Origin of the sequence: Thermatribacter velox (genome assembly GCF_038396615.1) — a bacterium.
Classification (GTDB): domain Bacteria; phylum Atribacterota; class Atribacteria; order Atribacterales; family Thermatribacteraceae; genus Thermatribacter; species Thermatribacter velox.
The window spans coordinates 1,153,478-1,176,782 of the sequence record NZ_CP121689.1; the positions used below are offsets into that span (position 1 = coordinate 1,153,478).

The 23,305-nt window shown below is 46.1% G+C and carries 20 protein-coding genes and 1 tRNA gene; 19 read left to right on the plus strand and 2 right to left on the minus strand.

The window, feature by feature from the left end:
* The first annotated feature begins 30 nt into the window (after nt 1–30).
* The 5 genes from QBE54_RS05750 to QBE54_RS05770 all read left to right on the plus strand — a co-directional run bounded on the left by QBE54_RS05750 (nt 31) and on the right by QBE54_RS05770 (nt 6,244).
* Entirely contained in the window at nt 31–1,119 is a 1,089-nt protein-coding gene (locus QBE54_RS05750) for a deoxyguanosinetriphosphate triphosphohydrolase (protein ID WP_369019402.1), read from the plus strand.
* 17 nt (nt 1,120–1,136) lie between these two features.
* Entirely contained in the window at nt 1,137–3,101 is a 1,965-nt protein-coding gene (locus QBE54_RS05755; protein WP_369017250.1) for a sodium-translocating pyrophosphatase, read from the plus strand.
* A gap of 61 nt (nt 3,102–3,162) precedes the next feature.
* Entirely contained in the window at nt 3,163–4,995 is a 1,833-nt protein-coding gene (dnaG, locus tag QBE54_RS05760) for a DNA primase (protein WP_369017251.1), read from the plus strand.
* A 50-nt stretch (nt 4,996–5,045) separates the two neighbouring features.
* Nucleotides 5,046–6,140 carry an RNA polymerase sigma factor RpoD gene (gene rpoD, locus QBE54_RS05765; RefSeq protein ID WP_369019403.1) on the plus strand — a complete coding sequence of 365 codons (1,095 nt, stop codon included), beginning with the start codon at nt 5,046–5,048 and terminating at the stop codon, nt 6,138–6,140.
* A gap of 29 nt (nt 6,141–6,169) precedes the next feature.
* A tRNA-Asn gene (locus QBE54_RS05770) sits at nt 6,170–6,244 on the plus strand.
* A 104-nt stretch (nt 6,245–6,348) separates the two neighbouring features.
* Here the strand turns inward: QBE54_RS05770 and QBE54_RS05775 are convergent.
* On the minus strand, nt 6,349–6,636 hold the full coding sequence (locus QBE54_RS05775) for a hypothetical protein (protein ID WP_369017252.1): 288 nt from the start codon (nt 6,634–6,636) through the stop codon (nt 6,349–6,351).
* A gap of 429 nt (nt 6,637–7,065) precedes the next feature.
* Here QBE54_RS05775 and QBE54_RS05780 point away from each other — a divergent pair, with 429 nt between their 5' ends.
* The 6 genes from QBE54_RS05780 (at nt 7,066) to QBE54_RS05805 (ending at nt 13,410) form a co-directional block, all read left to right on the plus strand.
* Entirely contained in the window at nt 7,066–7,599 is a 534-nt protein-coding gene (locus QBE54_RS05780) for a dual specificity protein phosphatase family protein (protein ID WP_369017253.1), read from the plus strand.
* Nucleotides 7,600–7,733: 134 nt separating this feature from the next.
* Nucleotides 7,734–7,964: a tyrosine-type recombinase/integrase gene (locus QBE54_RS05785; RefSeq protein WP_369017254.1), complete on the plus strand. Its 231-nt coding sequence runs from the start codon at nt 7,734–7,736 to the stop codon at nt 7,962–7,964.
* Entirely contained in the window at nt 7,961–8,434 is a 474-nt protein-coding gene (locus QBE54_RS05790; protein ID WP_369017255.1) for a hypothetical protein, read from the plus strand. Before QBE54_RS05785 ends, QBE54_RS05790 begins: the two co-directional genes overlap by 4 nt.
* A gap of 136 nt (nt 8,435–8,570) precedes the next feature.
* Nucleotides 8,571–12,287, plus strand: a complete 3,717-nt coding sequence (locus QBE54_RS05795) for an SIR2 family protein (RefSeq protein ID WP_369017256.1) — start codon at nt 8,571–8,573, stop codon at nt 12,285–12,287.
* 549 nt (nt 12,288–12,836) lie between these two features.
* Nucleotides 12,837–12,998 carry a transposase gene (locus QBE54_RS05800; protein WP_369017257.1) on the plus strand — a complete coding sequence of 54 codons (162 nt, stop codon included), beginning with the start codon at nt 12,837–12,839 and terminating at the stop codon, nt 12,996–12,998.
* 154 nt (nt 12,999–13,152) lie between these two features.
* Complete coding sequence (locus tag QBE54_RS05805) at nt 13,153–13,410, plus strand: transposase (RefSeq protein ID WP_369017258.1); 258 nt, start codon at nt 13,153–13,155, stop codon at nt 13,408–13,410.
* A 439-nt stretch (nt 13,411–13,849) separates the two neighbouring features.
* Here the strand turns inward: QBE54_RS05805 and QBE54_RS05810 are convergent, their stop codons facing one another.
* Nucleotides 13,850–14,017, minus strand: coding sequence for a helix-turn-helix domain-containing protein (locus tag QBE54_RS05810; RefSeq protein ID WP_369017259.1), 168 nt, complete (start codon nt 14,015–14,017; stop codon nt 13,850–13,852).
* A 598-nt stretch (nt 14,018–14,615) separates the two neighbouring features.
* Here QBE54_RS05810 and QBE54_RS05815 point away from each other — a divergent pair.
* From QBE54_RS05815 to QBE54_RS05850, 8 genes are all read left to right on the plus strand, one after another.
* On the plus strand, nt 14,616–14,924 hold the full coding sequence (locus QBE54_RS05815; protein WP_369017260.1) for a hypothetical protein: 309 nt from the start codon (nt 14,616–14,618) through the stop codon (nt 14,922–14,924).
* On the plus strand, nt 14,921–17,581 hold the full coding sequence (gene hsdR / locus QBE54_RS05820; RefSeq protein WP_369017261.1) for an EcoAI/FtnUII family type I restriction enzme subunit R: 2,661 nt from the start codon (nt 14,921–14,923) through the stop codon (nt 17,579–17,581). The genes QBE54_RS05815 and hsdR overlap by 4 nt, the downstream gene beginning before the upstream one ends.
* Nucleotides 17,578–19,080 carry an N-6 DNA methylase gene (locus tag QBE54_RS05825; RefSeq protein WP_369017262.1) on the plus strand — a complete coding sequence of 501 codons (1,503 nt, stop codon included), beginning with the start codon at nt 17,578–17,580 and terminating at the stop codon, nt 19,078–19,080. Before hsdR ends, QBE54_RS05825 begins: the two co-directional genes overlap by 4 nt.
* Nucleotides 19,077–20,279 carry a restriction endonuclease subunit S gene (locus QBE54_RS05830; protein ID WP_369017263.1) on the plus strand — a complete coding sequence of 401 codons (1,203 nt, stop codon included), beginning with the start codon at nt 19,077–19,079 and terminating at the stop codon, nt 20,277–20,279. The genes QBE54_RS05825 and QBE54_RS05830 overlap by 4 nt, the downstream gene beginning before the upstream one ends.
* Nucleotides 20,279–21,154 carry a DUF3800 domain-containing protein gene (locus QBE54_RS05835; RefSeq protein ID WP_369017264.1) on the plus strand — a complete coding sequence of 292 codons (876 nt, stop codon included), beginning with the start codon at nt 20,279–20,281 and terminating at the stop codon, nt 21,152–21,154. The genes QBE54_RS05830 and QBE54_RS05835 overlap by 1 nt, the downstream gene beginning before the upstream one ends.
* Nucleotides 21,155–21,186: 32 nt before the next feature.
* Entirely contained in the window at nt 21,187–21,312 is a 126-nt protein-coding gene (locus QBE54_RS05840; RefSeq protein WP_369017265.1) for a hypothetical protein, read from the plus strand.
* Between the two features lie 12 nt (nt 21,313–21,324).
* On the plus strand, nt 21,325–21,921 hold the full coding sequence (locus QBE54_RS05845) for a winged helix-turn-helix domain-containing protein (protein WP_369017266.1): 597 nt from the start codon (nt 21,325–21,327) through the stop codon (nt 21,919–21,921).
* A 408-nt stretch (nt 21,922–22,329) separates the two neighbouring features.
* Entirely contained in the window at nt 22,330–22,830 is a 501-nt protein-coding gene (locus QBE54_RS05850; protein ID WP_369017267.1) for a hypothetical protein, read from the plus strand.
* Nucleotides 22,831–23,305 lie beyond the last annotated feature (475 nt).

Consider the following 23,305-nt stretch of genomic DNA (forward strand, 5'->3'; position numbering starts at 1 on the left):
AAACATCCCCCGGTTCTTCGGGTGATAACCTTGAAAATAGAGGAAATAAAAAGATTCTGGGAAGAGAAAGAGCGGGAGCTTCTTTCCCCTTATGCTACTTTGAGTTCCCAAAGCAGAGGGAGAAAGTATCCTGAAGCAGAATGCGACCTGCGCAACGCCTTTCAGCGCGACCGGGACCGCATTATTCACAGTAAAGCCTTTCGAAGACTGAAGCACAAAACCCAGGTTTTTCTCAGCCCTGAGGGAGACCATTACCGCACCCGTCTCACCCATACCCTTGAAGTGGCACAAATTGCCCGTACTATAGCCCGAGCTCTTCGCCTTAATGAAGACCTCACCGAAGCTATAGCTTTAGGACATGACCTGGGGCACACTCCTTTTGGCCATGCTGGAGAGGAAGCGCTTAACGAAGTTTATCCCGAGGGCTTCAGGCACAATGAACAGAGTCTCAGAGTGGTGGATCTACTCGAAAGGGATGGCCAGGGTCTGAACTTGACCTGGGAAGTCAGAGACGGCATCCTGAAGCATTCCAAGACTCATTCCAGCACTTTGCTTTGTTCGGAAGAAGACCTTCCCGCTACCCTGGAAGGGCAAGTGGTGCGCCTTGCAGATGTGATAGCCTACGTCAACCACGACATTGACGATGCACTCAGGGCCGGCCTTATTAGGGAAGCAGAATTGCCGAGAAATTCAATTGCTGTGCTTGGAAGCACCCATCGAGAAAGAATAGACCACATGGTTAAGGATGTGGTGCTGAGTAGTATTAACTCTGACCGTATCACCATGAGTCAAGAGACCAGAGAAGCCACTGAAGAGTTACGTAGCTTTCTTTTTCAAAGGGTTTACTTCAGCGATGAACAGGTAAGGGTGAGGAGCAAAGCCAAGAGGCTGATTAAGGACCTTTATCTTTTTTTTCTCGAGCATCCTGATTTTTTTCAAAAAGAATGCTCTTTCTGCTTACCAAAAGAGGTTTCTCTTGATAGAATTATTTGCGACTTTATTTCAGGTATGACTGATAGGTACGCTCTGTACATGTACAAAAAATATTTTCTCCCTGATCCCTGGCCTCAACAAGGCAGTGGCCCGGGCAGCGGGGAAGCTAATAGAAAAGCAGAATAACATAGAAAGGAGGAGTTATGATGGGAGTAGTGCTTTTTGCCCCGATTGCAGGCTTAATAGCAGTTCTTTTTGCGCTCTCGCTGGCACAGAAAATCAACCGCTGTAGCCCTGGAAATGAACGCATGCAGGAAATATCCAAAGCGGTTCAGGAAGGGGCCATGGCCTTTTTGAAGCGAGAGTACAGTTTCCTGATCTTCTTCGTGATAGTTATGTTCGTCGTGCTTGGTTTTGCCCGCAACTGGGTTACCGCAACTTGTTTCCTGGTAGGTGCTTTTTGTTCTGGTCTTGCTGGATTTGCGGGAATGCGCATCGCAACCAGAAGTAATGCCCGTACCACCCAGGCAGCCACTGAAGGCGTCAGCCAGGCACTGAAAGTGGCTTTTTCCGCCGGAGCTTTCATGGGAATGTGTGTGGTTGGTTTTGGCCTTCTGGGCTTGGGAATCCTGTATGCTATTATCCGCGATCCAGAGGTAATCAATGGCTTTGCATTGGGAGCCAGCTCTATTGCGCTCTTTGCTCGTGTTGGTGGAGGAATTTACACCAAAGCGGCTGACGTGGGCGCTGACCTGGTAGGAAAAGTTGAAGCCGGCATACCCGAAGATGACCCACGCAACCCGGCAGTTATCGCTGACAACGTGGGTGACAACGTTGGTGACGTAGCCGGAATGGGTGCCGATCTCTTTGAATCTTACGTGGGTTCCATCATTGCTGCAATGATCCTTGGAGTAACCCTTTTCTCTGGTTTTGCAGGAGTAGCCTATCCTCTTTTAATGGCAGCTTTTGGAATTATTGCTGCAATCATCGGCACTTTCTTTGTAAATGCTAAAGACGAAAAGGGCCTTGCCGCCGCTTTGAATCGAGGCACTTACATAAGTGGCCTTCTGGCTGCTGTGTTCAGCCTGATCTTGTCTCTGGCCCTCTTTGGCAATCTCAGCGTTTTCGTCGCCACAGTAGCTGGCTTGATTGCAGGAATTGCTATCGGTCTCATTTCCGAATACTACACTTCGAGCCACTTCAAGCCCGTTCGCAACCTTGCTGAAGCATCGAAAACCGGACCAGCCACGGTCATCATCGATGGGCTTTCAGTAGGTATGGAAAGCGTGGTTGTGCCAGTAATACTCATCTGTGGAGCGATACTGGTCTCTTACTGGGCAGCAGGAATTTATGGTATCGCGGTTGCTGCACTGGGCATGCTCTCTATTACTGGCATGACTCTGGCCATCGACGCTTATGGCCCTGTTGCTGATAACGCGGGTGGAATAGCTGAGATGGCAGGGTTGGGACCCAATGTCCGCAAGATAACTGACTCGCTTGATGCTCTGGGTAACACCACCGCTGCTATCGGAAAAGGCCTGGCAATTGGCTCAGCCGCACTGACCGCTCTGGCTCTTTTTTCAGCCTACGGTGCAGCAGTGAACCTCAAGGTTATCGACCTCATCAAGCCCATGACCGTGGTAGGACTTTTCATTGGCGCTATGATGCCCTACCTTTTCAGCTCACTGGCGCTTCGAGCAGTTGGCAGGGCAGCCTTTAGAATGGTGGAAGAAGTGCGCAGGCAATTTCGTGAAATTGCTGGTCTTATGGAAGGCAAAGCCAAGCCAGACTATGCCCGATGCGTGGATATCAGCACCCGGGGAGCTCTTTCTCAAATGATTTTACCCGGCATTCTGGCTGTAATAGTTCCCCTGATCGTTGGAGTTGCTTTAGGCAAAGAAGCTCTGGGTGGGCTTCTGGCAGGAGCTATTGTTTCTGGCTTGATGCTGGCAGTAATGATGGCAAATTCTGGTGGAGCCTGGGATAATGCCAAAAAGTACATTGAGGAAGGCAACCTGGGCGGAAAAGGTTCTCCGCAGCATGCAGCAGCAGTAGTAGGTGACACAGTAGGAGACCCATTTAAAGATACGGCTGGGCCTTCGCTGAACATTCTCATTAAGTTGATGTCCATTGTAGCCTTAGTTTTTGCCCCAATTTTCATTCGTTAACTGCTCATTTTGACTGAAGGCCCTGAGTGCTCCTCAGGGCCTTCAGGTTAGGTGGTTGGGTTTGTTTTTTCCTCAGGAATTCCTTGAAGAAATACGGGAAAAAGTTGATATTGTGGACCTGGTCTCCCAGTATGTGGATTTAAAACCCGCAGGTAAAAACTACCGGGCACTCTGCCCTTTTCACGAAGAAAAAACTCCTTCCTTTATCGTTTCCCCGGAAAAAGGGATTTTCCACTGTTTTGGTTGTGGCGTAGGAGGTAATATTTTTTCCTTCATCATGAAAATAGAAGGAGTGAGTTTTCCGGAGGCGGTTACCATCATTGCTGAAAAGTATGGGGTATCGTTGCCGGAAAGAAAGAGTGATTTTCTTTCCGGAGAAGCGCTGGAAAGAAAACGTCTTCTGGAACTTCACAGAGTCCTGCAACGATTCTACCAAGCTCAACTGGCAAATCCCCAGAGTCAGGAAGCACAGAAAGCAAAGCGGTATCTGCTTGAAGAGCGCGGGCTGAAGCTGGAAACAATAGAACGCTTTGGTATCGGATTTTCTCCTCCAGAAGGCAGGGAAACATTGAATTATCTCATGAAACAGGGTTTTTCCGGGAAAGAGTTTTTATCAAGCGGAGCAGGAGTTTTGAGTAAAGGTGGCCAGTTGCTGGACCGCTTTAGAGGTCGAATAACTTTTGCCCTCCATGATGACCAGGGGAGGATAATCGGTTTTGCAGGGAGATCCCTCTCGGGAGAGACTCCTAAGTACGTCAATGCTCCGGACAGCCCCGTTTTTTCTAAGAGTAAAACTCTTTATGGGCTTTTTGCTGCCAAGGGATCTATTCGTAAGGCCGGAAAAGCAGTGGTTGTTGAGGGATACATGGATTTTTTGGCTCTCTACGAAGCTGGGGTAGGAAACTGTGTCGCTTCCATGGGAACGGCCTTCACTTCTCAGCAAGCTTCGCTGTTGCGGAGGTATACCCAGCAGGTGACACTCTGCTTCGATTCCGATAGCGCCGGAGAGGCGGCTACACTGAGAGGAGTGGAATTGCTCCGAGCCCAGGGGCTTGAAGTCAAAATAGTTCGCATTCCTCCTCCTTTTGATCCGGATTCACTTTTAAGGCAAAGGGGTAAAGAGGCGCTTTTCAAAATTTTATCTCAGGAAATGTCGTATTTTGATTTTTACTTGGAATTATTACTCAAGCAGCATGGTTATAAAACTGTGGAATCCAAAGTTAAGATTATTCAGACTTTGGTTCCTTACTTACGGGTTGTGGATGTTATAGAGCGCGAACTCCGCATAAAGCAACTGGCCAGGACACTTGGTGTAGAAGAATCACTCGTTTATAGGGCAGTAGGGAAAGCAACAGACACTCAGGGCAAAACGGCAGAAAGAAATCCAGTATTGACCACTGATTTGAGGGAACCCGGGAATATAAAAGCCGAAAAAATGATTATAAAGAAATTGTTGGAAGATTTATCTTCACGAGAGAAACTTCTAAAAGAATTTGAGGAAGATGATTTTTCCTATTCCAATAACCGCCGTTTGTGGCGAGCCATAAATACTTTGATTTTGAAGAAAAAGGATTTTTCTTTTGCTGATCTGGCAGCGGTTTTTATCAATGATTCTGATATGCAGCGCCTGATTTCGGAAATAGCTACTCGGGAGGATCTCGAGTTTGGACTGGAAAGAGAAGAAGTGGTCCAGGATTTGGTCAGAACAGTTAAAAAAAATGCACTTTCTCGGCGTCGGAAAAGCACTGAAAGAGAGCTTTCTCGAATATCAGCACAGCTCTCAAGGAGTGCTTTGCCTGAGGAGGAGCAGCGAAGGCTCAAGGCTCTTCTTCAGGAGAAGTTAAAGGAATACGACCAGATTCTCAAGAAAGAAAAGGAATTAATAGAAAGTTAAAAAATAGAAAGGGAGAGGTCGCCTTGGCGTCCAACCGCAAGAAAAAGAATATGTATAGCGAGTACGATGCTTACCCCTCTTCGACCATATCTCCGTTATTGGAGAGTGGCAAGAAGAAGGGGTACATCACCTTCAAGGAGCTTAACGATTTTTTGGGAGACCAGGTAGTGGATGTTGAGCGTTTGGATGATATCTACAGCACCCTTTCTGACCTGGGTATCGAAGTATCCGACGAAGAAGCACTTCGCGAAGAAGCGGAAAAAAGCTCCGAGAGCGAGGACCTGCAATTTGAAGAAATCAAGGGAATAGGGGTTGATGACCCGGTCAAGATGTATCTTAAGGAAATTGGTCAGGTTCCATTGCTCACGCCTGAAGAGGAAGTAGAACTCGCCAAAAGGATCGAACAAGGAGACATGGAAGCCAAGAAAAAGCTTATCGAAGCCAACTTGAGGTTGGTAGTAAGCATTGCTAAGCGCTATGTAGGTAGAGGGTTGCTCTTCCTGGATCTGATTCAGGAAGGTAACCTGGGACTTATCAGAGCGGTCGAAAAGTTTGACTACCGCAAGGGTTACAAGTTCAGCACCTATGCGACCTGGTGGATACGGCAGGCCATAACCCGAGCGATTGCTGATCAGGCAAGAACCATCCGCATCCCGGTGCACATGGTGGAAACCATAAACAAGCTCATTCGGGTGTCCAGGCAGCTTACTCAACGTCTGGGTCGAGAACCCACTCCCGAAGAGATAGCTAATGAAATGGGGATTACGGTTGAAAAAGTTCAGGAAATAATGAAAACTGCTCAGGAACCGTTATCTCTGGAAACTCCGATTGGCGAAGAAGAGGATAGCCATCTTGGGGACTTTATAGAGGATACCGGTGCCATGGCGCCTCCTCAGGCGGCATCGTACACTCTTTTACGTGAGCAACTGGAGAGTGTTTTGAACACCCTTTCAGAAAGAGAGCGCATGGTGCTTAAACTCCGTTTTGGCCTTGAAGATGGAAAGCCCCATACTCTCGAGGAAGTGGGGCAGATTTTTGGGGTGACCAGAGAACGGATTCGGCAAATCGAAGCCAAGGCTCTTCGTAAGTTGAGACATCCCAGCCGAAGCAAAAAATTGCGGGATTATCTTGACGAATCGGAGTAAACTGGCTATAATTCTTCAGCGTAGAGCGCTCCTCGGTAGCTCAACGGTGGAGCATCCGGCTGTTAACCGGAGGGTTGCAGGTTCGAATCCTGCCCGAGGAGCCATTATTTTTAAGAGTTGCTTTGAAAAAGGTCCTGATAAGTTATCAGGACCTTTTTCTTTGGTAATCATTTCCGTAGCTTTTTCAGATACTGTTTCAGAAAAATATCTACCGGTAAGATTCTCCATCTACTTTCATCATTGGATAAGGTCCTTCGGCAGGGAAGTCAGGGAGCATGTTTTTCGCTTGTTCCATGGTCTTTTTGAGCGTAGGAAGGTCTTTTGCGTCCCATTCGCACAGAATTTTTGCTACATTGCCTTTGCTGTCCAACTGCACCCAACTACTAACCCAATAGGCGTCGGAACTTGAAAGGGTTTTGGCCGCTTTCGCCACCTTTTCAGCCTGAACGACTGGTATGGGTGATGCCATAGCATGAATAACCAGGTATTTTGACAACGGATTCACCTCCTCTCGTGATCTACTTGCTCTTTAACAGGTGTTCTTGTTGCACTTACGAAGCGGAAGGTGACGAATAGGTTTTTGTAATTTAGGCAAAGCACACGAATTCGATGCCTTTCGCGAAAGCTGGGATTCTTAGCGAAGTGTTGGACTTAGAAAATGATCGTGGGCTACTATGGTTTGAACAGAGCAACTTCATTCTGATGTAATACTCACTTTTTGTCAAGCACACGCGAAGTTATTTTTCAGCCCTGCCTTGCGCGGCTTGTTTAGGGTAACATCGTGAGGTTTGCTTCATGGGCTTTGGTGTTTTGGTTTGAGATAGTAGGAATAGTGTTATTATAATGACAAAGCAAAACAACAGTAGGAAAGGAGGTGCGCGAACGAAGTATAAACAAAATTTGAATTGTTGGAGGGGAAAGTAAAATGAGCGAGTTTAACTTCGGTCCAGCGCGCGAAGGAGAACAAATGGTATTTGGAGCTCAGAGACCCGGTTATGGTTCAGAGCATGTGGGCTTGGAAGAAGTCGAGGGGTGGGTTTCTTTCATGAAACAACAGGGCATTGAAGGCGTTTGTTGTCTTCTTTCGCAAGAAGAACTCGATTATTACGAGATAAACCTTTTAGATTTGTATTGCAGAGAGTTTGGAAAGGCTAATGTCTGCTGGGCGCCAGTGGGAGATTGCTGTATTTGCAGTTTGGCTGAGTTTAAGGAAAAAATTTTACCCTTTTTAGAGGGGGCGTGCACAAATAACAAGAAAGTTGTCATGCATTGCTCTGCTGGATGTGGACGGACTGGACATGTCCTTGCTGCATGGTTAGTCCACGGGCGAGGTTTGTCTAAAGAAGAGGCCCTGGAAGCAGTTCAAAGTGTAGGGGGAGTCTACCGGAATCCTTGCGAGGCCCTATTCCTCGAAAACGATGCAAAAGAAGACCTACACGCACTTCTTAAAAAATCGTGAAGGCAACTTTATTGACGAACACGAGAAATATCAAAGAAGTCGAATTATACACTTTGAAAAAGTTGCTAATCTTTAAAGTGTAAACAAATGCACTATCATTTACGAAATAAAGCGTCCGAAGAAAGACAGAAAATGTGCATTCTCTAAGGCATAGTTTCGCGACACATCCTCTTAAAGGCGGAGTTGATTTAAGGTACATACAGGAAATACTCGAACACAAAAGTGGTAAGACAACGGAAACTTATACTCATGTAAACAAAGTAAGTCCTGCAAAGATAAAAAATCCATTGGACGGCATGATGGGGTGGAATCATGAGTTCAATTATGAACGATTAGGTAAAATGTTGTCCGAGGTAAGGAAATGATTAAGCCTGAATATCTTTGTGTTCTTCGCAAAATATACGATCGGCTAAAGAGTGAAAACGTGAATTGGGTAGTTACAGGCAGTCTTGGTTTTGCGCTGCAGGGTGTTCCCATCGAAATCCATGATATTGACATTCAGACTGACAAGGCAGGAGCCTATGAGATCGAACGCCTCTTTTCCGAGTTTGTGAGTGAAAAGGTTAGGTTCTCCTCTACAGAAAAAATCCGTTCGCACTTCGGTGCATTAATTATTGATGGAGTAAAGGTGGAAATTATGGGAGATATTCAGAAACGGCTTGAAGACGGAAGTTGGGAGAATCCTGTGGATTTGAATAAACACAAGAAGTTTGTAGAGATACAAGGGATGAAAATACCAGTTTTATCTTTAGAATATGAGTATCAAGCATATTTGAAATTGGGCAGGATAGAGAAAGCCGCAATATTAAGAAAATGGTTGCATGGTGAGTATTAATCTTCAGACAGCACATCGCCTGACAGCGGATAAAAGACTTCGCTATGCTTTGCCCAAATCGCCTTCGGCGGCTTCTTTTATTCACCACACGTTATATGAAGTTGCTATCACAACTATCTATTAGTGAGGCAATAATATGAAACAAGAAATACTACCAGTTCCAGAAGTTCCAGATAAAATTGTTGAAGCTGTGAATCACGGAACCCTTGCTGTTTTTATCGGTGCTGGAGTATCACGGTTAATTGGATGCATGGGTTGGGATCAACTTGCTAGAAATCTTGTCGATAGATGTTTTTCAACCAAAAAGAAAGATGATTCTACACTTATAAATTTTAAGGAAAAAGAAACTCTTATTCAAAGCAAGGATCACAAAAAGTCTATTACTATTTGTTATTACTTATTAAAAAAGAACGGCTTTGAAGATATCTTTTATGAGGAGCTGAAGAACTCTCTTACAGCTGATAAAGAACTTCTCAAATCTCAAAATATTTATGATGAATTATATCGCTTACGAGGACTTTTCATTACAACAAATGCGGATGAATACTTTGATAGTAAATTTGTACCAACACGGATTGTGTATAGGGAAAACGATTTTAATCCTTCAAACATAGACAGAACCAAACTCTATCATATTCACGGTTCTATCAAAGATAAAGATTCGCTTATTTTCACAGTACCTCAATATATTAAACGTTACAATAACCAAACATTTAGAGCGTTTTTAGAGAAAATATTTAGGGAATATACAGTACTTTTTGTTGGATATGGAATGGCAGAGTTTGAGTTGCTTGATTTTTTAATAACAAAATTTGATATCAAGAAAGAAAAAAAGGAGTTGAAACACTTTATTCTTCTTCCATTTTATAGAGGGGAAGAAAACATCCTTGAATTTGAACGGTATTATTACAATTCAATGGGTATTGAAGTTCTTCCATATGAGAAAGATGAGAAAGGATATGGTCAGCTTTACGAGGTAATTGAAGAATGGAACAGGGAGATAAATCAGGTTTCAACTTATTTGTATGATACATACAAGGAAATCGAAGATGCTGCCAATCACTATACTAAAAGCAAAGCAGAAAGAATTTTTCAAATTATAAAAAACGATGAACCGCAGAGAAATCATTTTTTCAAATGTCTAACATCCTCATCTAATCCATTTCCTTGGTTAAAACCATTAAAAGAAAAAGGATATTTTAATTCTGCAAATAATCCTAAGCCCCAAGAGGTTCCTAATCAAAGAGGATATTTTACTATACCTCACTGGAATATTCTTGGATATCTGGAAAATGTTGCTAAAAAGAATAAAGAAACTACTTCAGATGAAATAACAAATTTATTATTAGAAATTATTCAGGAAATTATAGATTATAGAGATGAAAACGGAGAAAGGATTGAAAATTATAGAACTGATTGGGTAATAATTAAAATTATTTTTTCATTACCAATTGAGAAGATAAACAATAAGCATATAGAGTTTATAAAGACAGCTTTAAATTCAAGATGGGACAATTCATTAGTTTCATCTGAAATAAAAGAAACAGTATTACCTAAGTTACTAAGCAAAGGAGAAAAAGCTAAAGGTCTAATTTTAGAAGTATTAAAAATTATTTTGGATTATAAGAAAATAGAAACAGCTTCTGTTTTAGGAGAGGAGGGCTCTTTTGATTATACATCAATAATGGATGTGTATTGGCTTTATGAAGCCTTAAAAGCTCATAAGTCGCAAATAGCTAAAATTTGTGGTATTGAAGCTGCAAAAATTGGTATAGATAAAATGAGAAAAATAGTAAATGAAGATAAAACACAATTTAATTTTATATGGATACCAACTATAGAAGATCATCCCCAGAGAAGTTTTCCTGATAAATATGAAAATCAGTTAGTTTATTTGGTACGAGACATGTTGGAATTTACAGAACCTAAAGAATTAAAAGAATATATAGAAGAATTACTGAAAGAAGAACATCCTATTTTTAAAAGGATCGCTATTCACATAATTAATTATCACTACAAAGAGTTGAATGACTTATTCTGGAGATGGGAAGAGAATCCTCTTGAAGAAAAGCAACTCAAACACGAGTTGTACGAATTGTTTAAAAATAACTGCCTTTATTTTTCTAAGAAACAAATTAATAAGGTCCTACAATGGATAGAAACCAAAAACTATTACATACCAGAAGAAATCAAAGATAATAAAGATCAAGTTGAAAAGAGACTTGCTTATCGAAAAAAAGAATGGCTTTCTACACTTTTAGATACAAAAGATCCAGATGCGTTGGCATCTTATGAAAAATATAACAAAATAAATCCGGCAGAACTTGACCATCCGGGTTTTGACTTCTGGATGGAAACTAAGTTGGGATATGAAAGTCCAGTAACAGAAAACGAACTTATTAATAAATCAAATGAAGAAATAGCAGAGTATCTTATAAACTTTAAGGGTATAACAGGATGGATGGATATAGAAGGACTTTCGGATACGTTCAGGAAATGTGTATCAGAAAACCCTGAAAAGTTTACTAATAATATAAATCCATTTCTGGATGTTCCCAGAACATATCAGCATGCACTATTATGGGGTTTTAATGAAGCCTGGCGTTCAAAGAAACAACTTAACTGGCGAGTAGTTTTCGATTTTATATCCAAACTACTTACCCAGCATGACTTTTGGAATGAAGAATATAAAGGTGATAATTATAGAAATTGGATCATTTCCCAAATAGCAGAACTTATTGAAAATGGAACAAAAGATGATAACCATGCTTTTAATCCTGAACTTTTGCCCGAGGCGGAAAAGATTTTACTCATCCTTGTTGAAAAAACCAAGTCTGATCTTCTTGATATGAATGACCTTGTTACTTCTGTTTTGAATTCAACTAAAGGGAAAATATTCTTAGCAATGATAAGCTATTCTCTTAGGTATGCTCGTTTGTATAAAAGAGAAAATGAAGAAAGATGGATAAAAAGTATCAAAGAAGATTTTACGATGCGACTTAATCGTAAAATTGAGCCTTCACTGGAATTTTCCGTGATACTGGGTGAATACTTAGCAAGTCTTTACTGGCTTGATAAAAAGTGGGTGATTAGCAATATAAACAGGATATTTCCTAAAGAAAATGATATTCATTGGAAGGCTGCTTTTACAGGTTATCTTTTTTATTCTTCGGTGGTATATAAAGACCTTTACTTTTTGCTTAGAAAAAACAAACATTATGCCAAAGCTATAAAAGCTGACTTCAGTGATTTTCATATTACAGAACGACTCGTTCAGCATATATGTATTGGATATTTAGAGGATTGGGAAAAGCTGATTGATAAAGAAAGCCTTATCTCTCAATTAATTGAAAATAGGAATATAGAACAACTTTCGGCGATAGTAAGCTTCTTCTGGATGTTGAGAGATAAACTTACCGACAAAATAAAAATAAAAGTAAAACCCCTCTGGAAAACCCTATATGAATTAGCAAAACAGAATATAGAAAACCCAGAATATCAAAAATTAATCTCAGACCTCTCAAAATGGTTGTCACTAATCGATGAAATAGATGATGAAATTTTTGAGTGGTTAAAACTTTCAGCAAAATATGTTGATAGAGATTTCAATACTCCCTTTTTCATTGAATATCTATTGAAACATGCTCCAAAAACCCCAGCAAAAGTTGGTAAAATTTACCTTGAAATGCTTTCCGCAAATATATATCCTGATTACAAAAAAGAAGATATTCAGCAGATAGTTTGCGTGTTATATGAGAAAAACCAGAAAGAGATTGCCAACAGAATATGCAATTTATACGGTGCAAAAGGGCTTGATTTCCTCAAAGACATATTTGAGACACATAGAAGATAATAAATCATAAAAGTTAGCAGAGATAATGAAAGATAGCAAGATGAGCGCAACGGCAGATAACAGCAGGTATTAGGTTTGTTATCGCTCACCCAAATCCTTACGGGCTTTACGCACCCACAAACCGTTATATGCAAATTTACTGAGATTAGGAATCGAAGAATATCTGATATCTGAGCGTTTTAAACACTTGTGCATCATAGAGAATAATGTCGACCAACTATGGGACCAGTGCGAAGAGCAAGTACGAAGTCCTAATAGTTTGGTTGTTTTAGATCCAGAGTATACGGGATATACAAAAGAAGCATTCGGTGTTTTTCTAATGGAATTATTTAAGAGTGATAAAGAAAAGTTTATCGAGATTTTGGATAAATTTTGGTTGATTTGCGGGGTGGAGTAATAAGGAAAAAGATTTTTCTAAAATTGTAGGTGCTCTTTTGAAGAGTAATATCCGATATAATAGTGTAAAAATGGAATGGGGTTAAAGCAGGAAAGGCCGCCCTCCCTCTGGTAGATGTAAAGGTAAACCAACATTGCTAGGAAGGATAAGGGATGACCCAATACCAGGTTACCATAGACAGCGAAATCTTGTGCTTGGTGAAAGCCGTAGAGATCCACTTTCAAGGGGTAACATGGCAACGTTGCCAAACCCACTTTGTCCGCAACCTCCTGGATGCCTGCCCCAAGTCTCTGCAACGCGAACTGCACGGGTAGCTACGATTGATCTTTGACACACCGGATCTGGCAACAGCGCGCTGACTTATGGACGATGTGATCCGGGATTACGTCCACGGGCTCCTGAGGCAGTGGAATGGCTGGAGGCTGATTTTGAGGACGCGGTGGCAATGATGACCTTGCCTGAGAGGTATTGGAAGCGCTTGCGGACTACAAACGGTGTAAAGCAGCTGAACCAAGAAATCCAATCCGGCGTCGTGAATGGGTAATTCAAATCTTCCCCAACGAAGAGTCTGCACTACGTTTGATGGGAGCGGTCCTCATGGAAATCGATGAAGCTTGGACTACCGAACACCGCTATTTTGACATGACGGAGTACTGGAAATGGAGAAAGGATAGTGTGAAGCGGGTAGAGGCTGCAGGGGATACCAAGCATTCTCGGGTAGCTTAAATAAAGCAATCATCTACCAGAGGAGAATTTACACCGAAATCCGGACTTGACCACTCGAAGAGGACAAACAGTGGAAAATAATAGATAAGTTGGATACTGCAGGTAGAGCACTATTCTAGCGAGCAAGTTTGTTGCGTTACCTAACGCGAGCATCACTGATTCCAAGCCAGGGGAGACAAAGAGATAGAAGTACACTGGAGCTCCACCCAACTTGCCGGATCTAAGCCAAGTCTGAACGGCGCTGGCTTCATCAAGTGCGGGCATTAAGGTTCAGCCGGTACCTCTGAGGCCTGGTACTCGGTAATGTCATACATTACACTAAAATAATGATGTGGTGGAGAAACCCGCATCTTCATAAATGCCAAAAAGTTTCCTGTGCTCAAACTTTCAGCTTTTAAGAAAGAAAAAAAAGAGTCAATTTATTCTTCTTTATTTTTCTTTATTTGGAGAGAGTTTCTTTATTTCTTATCTCTTGAAGCCATCTATCAATATCTTCCTTTCTAAATCTCCATTGATTAGCAATTTTAACAGCAGGAATTTTGCCTTCCCTTGCCATTTTGTGAAGAGTAAATCTTTCTCCTTTTAAATATTTTGGGTTTTTTCCCAAAAATCATTATTTATCCAAAACCTTCCATATACAGCAAAGGTCAAGTCCCTTTTCGAAAAGTTTTTCTTTTTCAAAACGTGCATGGGGTTTCGTCTCAATCCATAACAGAAGAAGAAAGAGTTTTTTATTTTTTCCTACCTTTTCTCTTGTGTGGGCAATCTGGAAGTACATCTTGAAGGACTTTGAAACAAACATCAATTAGGGTAGTCAAAATTCGGTTCATCAGCTTGGGTAGGACGGCCGAATTGGAGGCACCGAGGACACGTCCGGCAGGCGCGAGCCAGAGACGGTAAATACCAAATTTCTTGACACCAACTGTCACTAACTGTAAACTAAATGTGATAGATAAGGTGTAATAATGCAAAATTTGCCTTGTGGTTAAAGAAGTGCTTCCGATGGATGAAAAACCAGACGACGTCCTGACCATCGAAGAGTTGTCTGCCTACCTGAGGATACCGAAATCGACGCCCTACAAGCTTGCCTGGAAAAGCAAAGCCCCGTACTGAAAGATTGGTCGCTATTAGTGTTTCCGCAAGGTTGCCATTGACCGCTATTTGGAAGGAATACACGAAGATACGAAAGGTGGAAAGAGCGAGTAATGGCGGAACTCCTGGCGGATCAGGTCCTACGAAAGATTGGCGAGTTATGTTCCCCTTATTACCGCCTGATCCTGATGGTGGATCCGCCGAGAAGGGGAAAGATGTCTGCATTGCAGGGGGTATCAAGGAACCGGTTCGGCATCATCGCTTACAGCAACTACTTGACGAATTTGTTTGAGGATCCTTTCTTTTGCACCATTCCGGATATTAAAGTGGTGATCGATTTGTGGCCAGATACTGAAGTCTCGGGTCGAAAGAATTTCCACCCGTTTGATGACAGTGTGCCACTGATGGAGGCTGCTGTATGAGAAACGAAGCCGACACTCGCGCAACACTCATTGACCCGAAATTGAAGGCCGCCGGTTGGGCAGACACCCAAATCACACGCGAACACTACTACCGGCGAGACCATCAGTACACTCAGGGTCGGGTGATCCTGGTAGGCAATCACGTACGCCGAGGTGAAGCGCGAAAAGTCGATTACCTTCTTTATGTTTCGGATTCTTTTCCAATTGCGGTTGTAGAAGCCAAGGCAGAATCGGAGCTAGCAGAAGCAGGTCTCGAGCAGGCCAAATCCTATGCCAGAGACCTCGGACTTGCCTTTGCCTACGCGACAAATGGTCACGAGATCATCGAATTCGACTTTTTCACAAACACAAGCAGGCAACTCGAACGCTTCCCAACGCCTGAAGAGTTGTGGAATCGATGGTGCCAGAATTTGGGGCGGGGCGATGCCTCAAGCGTCACCAAGCCGATGGAGTATGGTGCGAATCGGCGATCCAACCCACTCCTTTATCCCTACTGCTCCGAGGCCATGTGCGGCAAGAGACCGTTCTATTTCCAAGAAGTTGCTATCCGGGAGATTGTAAAACGACTCATGCAAGGCCGAAAGCGGGTGCTACTCACCATGGCCACCGGCACAGGAAAGACTTTCGTTGCTTTTCAGGTGGTTTGGAAGCTGATCAAATCCGGCTGGCTCCAGAGACAACACCCTGAACGTCCGACCCGCGTGCTGTTTCTGGCTGATCGCGTGGTCCTGCGTGACCAAGCGTACAACACCTTCGCTCCCTTCGCAGATGGGACCAGTGAGCCGCGTTACAAAATCGAGGGACACCCGCCCAATTTGACCCGCGATCTCTACTTTGGCATCTATCAAACTCTCTGGAGCCCGGACGATGAAGGGCGTCGTCTCTTTGAAAAGTTTCCGGCCGATTTCTTTGACCTTGTCATCATCGACGAGTGCCATCGTTCCGGATTCGGTACCTGGCGCGAGATTTTGGATCATTTTGGGTCTGCCATTCATCTTGGCATGACTGCCACGCCCAAGCAAGACGAGAACATTGACACTTACGCTTACTTCTGCTCAGAAGAACCCGAGGTCGCGATCGACCCGGAACACCCGGAGCGCGGCACCTGGCGCCCGCCTGCCTTCCAATACAGCCTGGGGCGTGGCATTGAAGACGGCTTTCTTGCCACTTACAAAATCCACCGGGTTCGCACCACAGTGGATGTTACAGGGCTACACCTGGAAGAGGCTGTCGAGCAAGGTGCCGAGGTCTTCATTCCCGAAGATGTGGAACCCCGAAAGGTTTACACAACGCCTCAGTTCGAGCGTGAGATCACGCTTCCCGACCGCACCCGCGCGATGGTGCAGCACCTTGCAGGGCTCCTACGCCGCTTCGGGAAGATGGAGAAGACCATGGTCTTCTGCGTGGATATGGAACACGCGCGATTGGTAGCCCGGCTGCTTCAAGACGAGTTCGGCCCAGAGACCGGACTTTCCAACTATGCCGTGCCCATCATCTCCGAAGAAGGGGAAGAGGGTCGCAGGGCCCTGGAGGCCTTTGCGGATTCGGACAAGCCGGCTCCTGTCGTGGCAACGACCGCGGAGCTCCTTTCCACCGGTGTGGACGTGCCTTCGTGCCGGAACATTGTATTTATGAAGACGGTGTCTTCGCCAATCCTCTTCAAGCAGATCATCGGCCGGGGAAGCCGCCTGGACCCAGCGACCGACAAGTACTGGTTCCGCATCATTGACTACACGGGTGCGACCCGGCTCCTTGACGAGTGGGATAGGCCACCCGTCCCACCGCCGGACCTGCCAAAAGGCCCACAGACGGCAGGCCTTGAGGGCGTGGTTTTTCATGCCGATACCCAGGAGCTCATTGTCGGTGCAAGCGTTTCCGTCCGTACCGGACCAAACTCCCAGCGGGGACCGATCCGCACGGATGAGCAGGGCCGTTTCCGCTTCGACAACCTTCCCGCCGGTTGTCTCCAGCTCATCGTGAGCGCAAGTGGCTTTGCGACCCGCTCCATCGGTGTAGAAACGCTTGCGGAAGAGACTACCCAGGTCGAGGTGGCGCTCAAGCCAGCCCGAAAGAAGGGTGGGAAGATCCGGGTCGAGGGCCTGGAGGTGACCATTGCCGACGAGGCGGTCTTTGTCATCGAAGCCACGGGCGAGCAACTCACTCTCGAGCAGTACTGCGACTACACCCGCCGCCGCATTCTTGACGCGGCACCCGCACGGTCGGACCTGCGGGCCATCTGGCTGGATACCGCACGCCGCAAGGCTTTTCTCGAGGATCTCGCCCGCTCCAGCGTGCACCCGCAGGTTCTTGCGGAGGTCTTAGGACAACCGGATGCCGACGCCTTCGATCTTCTTGCGCATATCGCTTTCGGTTCGCCGATCCGCACCAGAAGCGAGCGGACCGAAGCCTTTCTGAACCGTGAGCAGGCATTCATCCGCCGCCATGCCGAAGAGGCCCGCCGGGTGATCCTGGAACTTCTGGACAAGTATCGCGTGGGTGGCATCGAGCAGCTCGAACCAGAGGTCTTCGGCGTTTCTCCGTTCCGCGAGTGGGGCGGCGCGGTGAAAATCAGCCGGATTTTTGGCGGACCCGAAGCCCTGGGCCGCTCGCTTCAGGAAATGAGAGAACGAATCTACGCTGAGGAGGCTATTGTATGAACGGACCGCAAACACGCGAAACCCTTGCCAACGAAATCTGGCGCGCTTGTGACATCCTGCGCCGCGACAACAACTGTGGCGGCATCATGGAGTATGTGGAGCACCTGGCTTGGCTCCTCTTCCTGCGTTTCCTCGACGCTCAGGAAGATGAATGGGAAACTCAAGCAAAGCTCGCCGGTCGCACCTATACCCGCATTCTGGACGGCGACCTTCGCTGGAGCGCTTGGGCAACGAAGGACTGGCCCGCTGACCGGCTCCTTGAGTTCGTCCATGGTCGCCTGATCCCTTATCTACAAAGTCTTGGGGGTGACCCATTGCGCGAGACCGTGCGCGGGGTCTTCGCCGAGCGCAACGTCATCGTCTGCGCCTCGGGTTACAACCTGAAGGAAGTCCTGCAAATCCTCAACGGAATCGACTTCCACAGCCAGGACGACATTTTCACCGTCTCCCAGGTCTACGAGGAGCTACTCCGAAGGTTGGGGAGTGAGAACCGCATGGCTGGCGAGTTCTACACCCCGCGTCCGGTGGTGCGCTTCGTGGTTGAGGTAGTGGACCCTAAAATCGGCGAGACAGTCTACGACCCGGCCTGCGGTTCCTGCGGCTTCCTCGCCCAGGCCTATCTTCACATGAAGAAGGATGAAAAAACCATTGAAGACCACAAGATGCTTCAGGAGCGTACCTTCTTCGGCCAGGAAAAAAAGCCCCTTCCGGCGCTTTTGGGCCTGATGAACATGGTGCTGCATGGCGTCACCGCCCCGCAGATCCGCCGCCGCAACACCCTGGAAGAGAACATCCGCCAGGTCTCCGAGCGTTTTGATGTCATCTTGACTAATCCTCCCTTTGGCGGTATAGAGGGACGCCACATCCAGGCCAACTTCCCGGTCCAGGCCTCGGCAACAGAGCTTCTCTTCCTTCAACACATCATGAAGAAGCTCAAGCCCCGGGACGGCGCCCGCTGTGGCATGGTCGTGCCTGAGGGAACGCTCTTCCGCGGCGGAGCCTTTGCCACGGTTAAGCAGGATCTCCTCGAGCAGTTTAACCTGCATACCGTGGTGAGCCTTCCACCCGGCACCTTTGCGCCCTATTCGGATGTGAAGACCGCGCTTATTTTCTTTGAGCGCCCGGGTCCGACAAAGGAGGTCTTTTATTACGAATTGCTGCTTCCCGAGGGACTCAAGAAATTCAGTAAAGGGAGCCCCATCCAGGACGAGCACTTCGACGAAGCCCGCAGACTGTGGAAAGCCTGGGACGCCTGTCGCAAGGGCCAAGGTCCGCGCGAGACCTGCCTCTCCGAACGTTCTTGGATTGTTACCGTAGAGGAAATCAAGGCCCGCGGGTATGACCTCACCGCCCGCAACCCGAACCGCAAGGAGACCGAGACCTTGCCACCACCCATGGAAATCGTAGCAGGCCTCCTGGAGCGCGAACGGGAGATTCTGGCGATCGTGGAAGAGTTGGATGAGCTTCTAAGCAACGGGAACGCGGAGGGTGTATCATGACCGGAGGACCCTACAAACTTCCCGAAGGCTGGCGGTGGGTGAGGTTGGGGGAGGTGTGCGAGATCAATCCTCGGCGGCCCCGCATGTCGCGGGACTTGGAAGCGCTGACGTCGTTCGTCCCGATGAGTGCCGTTGACGATATTACAGGGACCATCTCGAGTGCGGAGGCAAGAGCCTTCAAAGATGTCCGAAAAGGCTACACGTATTTTGAGGAGGGTGATGTTCTTTTTGCGAAGATCACGCCTTGCATGGAAAACGGCAAGTCGGCGGTCGCGACTGGTCTCATTGACGGGATTGGATTTGGGTCAACGGAGTTTCATGTATTGCGCCCCACAGATGCGGTGATATCGGAGTGGGTATGGTTGTTCGTGCGGCGTGAGGATTTCCGGAAGGCGGCTAAAGCTGCTTTCCGGGGCGGCGTTGGCCAGCAACGAGTCCCCGCCGAGTTTTTGCGGGAAGCCCTCATCCCCCTTCCACCTCTCTCCGAACAACGCCGCATTGTGGCGCGGATTGAGAAACTGATGAGCCGCATTCGGGAGGTGCGGCGGCTGCGCGAAGAGGCCAGAAAGGACGCCGAGCGCCTCTGGCAGTCCATCCTCACCCAGACCTTACCCCGCCCCGGCTCCGACCTGCCAAGCGGCTGGCGGTGGGTGAAGTTGGGGGAGGTGTGTCAGGTTGTTATGGGTCAATCGCCCCCAAGCTCAAGCTATAACAAGGATGGCATTGGATTGCCTTTTTTCCAAGGGAAAGCTGATTTTGGCGAAATTCACCCGACCCCTCGTGTTTGGTGCACAGAGCCAAAGAAGATTGCAGAAGCGGGTGACATCCTCATCAGCGTGAGAGCACCGGTTGGTCCCACCAACGTAGCCGAATCGAGGTGTTGCATCGGCCGCGGTCTTGCAGCTATTCGCGTTGATTCTGAGATCGAAAGTACCTTCCTTCTCTTTTATCTTCGCTCGATAGAAAATATGCTCGCCACATCTGGGTATGGCTCGACATTCAACGCAATTACGAAAAGGGAACTGATTTCGCTGAAGATCCCCCTCCCACCTCTCCACGAACAACGCCGCATTGTGGCACACCTTGAGGCCGTGCAGGAGAAGATCCACGCCCTCAAGGCTGCACAGGCCGAGACGGAAGAAGAATTTAAGCGCTTGGAACAGTCCATCCTGGACAAGGCGTTCCGGGGAGAACTCTGATGCGGGACCTTTGGGGGAATCCGGTGGTACGTTGTGGCGAGTATTTCGTCTTTCACGATGAGAGCATTCCCAACAAACGCTGGTTGCTCATCGGTCTGTCCTTTGTCAAGAGCACGGATATTGAAAAGGTCCTAAATGCACTTTCTGAAATTCGTTCGAGTGAAAACTATTTTGGCGAAATCCATTTCAGTCGCCTTCCAAAGTCTTTTGAGGGAGAATACGGGGCAAAAGCCCGCGTGGCTCGCTCGTGGATGCAGGCTTTCGAAAGGTCCCTCGCTGAGATTGTGCATTTCTCTTGTCTTGCCGTTGATCGCCATAGCCCAGCCTATGATCACCGGCGATTTGCTCATGATTTCCATGCCTACAATCGATTTACCGCTATGGCGCTAAAAGCGGGCATCGTCTGGCATCTCGGTCCAAAGGAGCTTGATCAGCTCAGCATCGAATTCGTTTCGGATGCCAAAAACCGAGCCACCAGACCCGATGAAGGGGTGATTGACAACTTTGAGGAATATTTGCCCTATCGTGCGGAGCTTGATTCGTATCTAGCGCAAATGCAAGGCAGACGATTTCCCACTATCACGATAAGGCTACAGCTTTGCGATTCAGCAACAAATGACCTCCTACAGTTTACAGACTTGCTTCTTGGCGCTTGCCAGATGGCACTTGTGGCGGCTTCAATTCGCCCTGTGAAACGAAGGCTTGGCGAGTTCGTCGTCCGGTGGTGCGAAAATCTAAAGCTAAAACCATGGGAACAAACCTATGGTCTTCACCGCCTTTTCAGCTTTTGGGGTTTCCCCAACGATGAAGGTCGTCCCTATAACCACATGCGATTAAAGCTTAAGCTCGACAACGGTCAGATGTCACTCTTTTGATTTGAGCAATCATCCGAGAACAGCGGTACATCATGGCGGATTTGGAGGCGGTGCAGGAGAAGATCCGCGCCCTCAAGGCTGCACAGACCGAGACAGACGAGGAATTGAAGTGGCTGAAACGGGCGATTCTGGATAAAGCTTTTCGTGGAGAACTCTGAGGAGGTTTAGATATGGAAACCAACGAGGTTCATGTCGCTTTTGAAATCCTGCTTGAGGAGATCGAGACCGTGGCCAACGCCTTCAACGACGCCGGCGCCGAGGCTTTCCGGGCTGGGGATTACGAACGAGCACGGCAAGCAATTGAGGAAGCCACCCGACTTGCCGAGTTTCGGGAAAAGGTCAAAGCCCTCCAGCGGGAATGGGCTGCTTTTTCTGCCAAAGGGATCAAGCGGGCCAAGAGGAAGGCTACCCGGCGAGCAAAAGGTAGACTGCCGAGAGGGTTGCGAACTTCCGAAGATGCCTTCCGCCGCCCCATTCTGGAGGCACTGGTGGAATTGGGCGGTTCAGCCCGCATTGGAGAGGTATTGGAAAGGGTTGAAGCCAAGATGAAACACGTGCTCAACGAATACGACTGGCAACCGCTCCCTTCGGAACCTAACTCCGTGCGCTGGAAGAATACCGCCCAGTGGTGCCGAAATACCCTTGTGCGTGAAGGCCTCATGAAGAGCGATTCACCCCATGGTATCTGGGAAATCTCTGAAGCCGGACGAAAATGGTTGAAGAATAAAAGTACAGCTGTTTGGGAAGGAGAGATAGGCTACGACTGACGTACTCTTTAAGAAAACAAGTATATGAAATATTAACCAATACCGCTGAGTGGCTTATAAGAAACGGGAGACTAAAAAGAAACGATTGTCCGATACCAATTGGGAGAAAGCACCACTTGATAAATACAGAACCTAAGCATAGATATGGAGATAGTTTTAGAGCGCCAAAACGGTTATCCAATGGGTTATATATTGAGGTGCATTACAGTACTGCCTCTTGTATAAATAATGCTAGACGTCTTCTTGAAAAGTTTGGTTTTAAAGGCGATATGTTGGAGGTACAATAGCTAATTAGCGGGACTTCCGATAATACAGCATGTACGTCTCATGTTGTTCGCTCAGATTTTGGCTATACCGATGCTCCGTATATGCTAAGAACGTTAAGTGACATTGGGTTTCAAGGCAAAAATGGCGAAAATAACATTTGAAAAATTGGCCAAAATAATATTTGGAGAAATAATACCTAAATTGGAACATAATGATGGAGTGGCAATATTTGCTAAAGAAAGAGCAAAATTTGAAGGTTGGCTTAAGGTAGAATTATGTGGGGGCTTATCAAAATATGCTCTAACTATTACTCCAGAAAAAGATAGAATTGACATTACTTTTGATGATTGGGCAATAGAACTTAAAACCGTCAATACTAATTACCGATATGAAAATACTAAAAACAAAACACGACCAATTACTAAGAATATTCAAGGAGTAATTGAGGATATCGAAAAATTGAAAGGAACCGACTATGTCAAGAAAGCTATCTTATTTGTAGTTTTCCCCGTAACTCACAATCACAAATATTGGAAAATTCACTTACAAAAAATATCTAACTTGCTAAAAGATATGGAATATAAAGAGTTTAGATTCAAAAACAATGTTCCTGGGGTGGTATATTTTGGAGCAATACAATAACGCTCTTTTGCATAGCGCTGTGGTGCTTCGCACCATGTGTTCCTATTGGAGCCATTTAACAAACAGATGAACGACTTGCGCGCCGAAGGTTTGCTATGCAAACTTTTTAAGACAAATAGAGATTATCCCGCCAGAGAAAATAAAATGTTCTATCACTGATAAACCCGGAAAAGACACTCCAGATAATTAACGTTCTAACTCACTGGGTAAACGATGATGAAAGAAGACTTGATGCGAGTTTTTATACCTAAGATGCAACTGCAGTAAGAGTTTTATTAGATAAGATTGATTAAAAGGCATAGCTATTTTTAGTTGTGTATTTCATCAGCCCCCAAGACGTAAACAGAGAGTTATTTTTGACTGCTCCAACGGGAGCCAGCAGAGCATATCTGGTTTCGTGTATTCGGTACTCCGCCCAAATTCCTCGCTTTGGTCGGAACTTCACATATCCTCAAACCGTTAGGTAACATTGGTA

Coding starts and splice junctions, on each gene's coding strand:
- QBE54_RS05755 (WP_369017250.1), top strand. CDS start 1,137: ATGATGGGAGTAGTGCTTTTTGCCCCGATTGCAGGCTTAATAGCAGTT.
- rpoD (WP_369019403.1), top strand. CDS start 5,046: ATGTATAGCGAGTACGATGCTTACCCCTCTTCGACCATATCTCCGTTA.
- QBE54_RS05780 (WP_369017253.1), top strand. CDS start 7,066: ATGAGCGAGTTTAACTTCGGTCCAGCGCGCGAAGGAGAACAAATGGTA.
- QBE54_RS05790 (WP_369017255.1), top strand. CDS start 7,961: ATGATTAAGCCTGAATATCTTTGTGTTCTTCGCAAAATATACGATCGG.
- QBE54_RS05795 (WP_369017256.1), top strand. CDS start 8,571: ATGAAACAAGAAATACTACCAGTTCCAGAAGTTCCAGATAAAATTGTT.
- QBE54_RS05800 (WP_369017257.1), top strand. CDS start 12,837: ATGACCCAATACCAGGTTACCATAGACAGCGAAATCTTGTGCTTGGTG.
- QBE54_RS05815 (WP_369017260.1), top strand. CDS start 14,616: ATGGCGGAACTCCTGGCGGATCAGGTCCTACGAAAGATTGGCGAGTTA.
- hsdR (WP_369017261.1), top strand. CDS start 14,921: ATGAGAAACGAAGCCGACACTCGCGCAACACTCATTGACCCGAAATTG.
- QBE54_RS05825 (WP_369017262.1), top strand. CDS start 17,578: ATGAACGGACCGCAAACACGCGAAACCCTTGCCAACGAAATCTGGCGC.
- QBE54_RS05830 (WP_369017263.1), top strand. CDS start 19,077: ATGACCGGAGGACCCTACAAACTTCCCGAAGGCTGGCGGTGGGTGAGG.
- QBE54_RS05835 (WP_369017264.1), top strand. CDS start 20,279: ATGCGGGACCTTTGGGGGAATCCGGTGGTACGTTGTGGCGAGTATTTC.
- QBE54_RS05840 (WP_369017265.1), top strand. CDS start 21,187: ATGGCGGATTTGGAGGCGGTGCAGGAGAAGATCCGCGCCCTCAAGGCT.
- QBE54_RS05845 (WP_369017266.1), top strand. CDS start 21,325: ATGGAAACCAACGAGGTTCATGTCGCTTTTGAAATCCTGCTTGAGGAG.
- QBE54_RS05850 (WP_369017267.1), top strand. CDS start 22,330: ATGGCGAAAATAACATTTGAAAAATTGGCCAAAATAATATTTGGAGAA.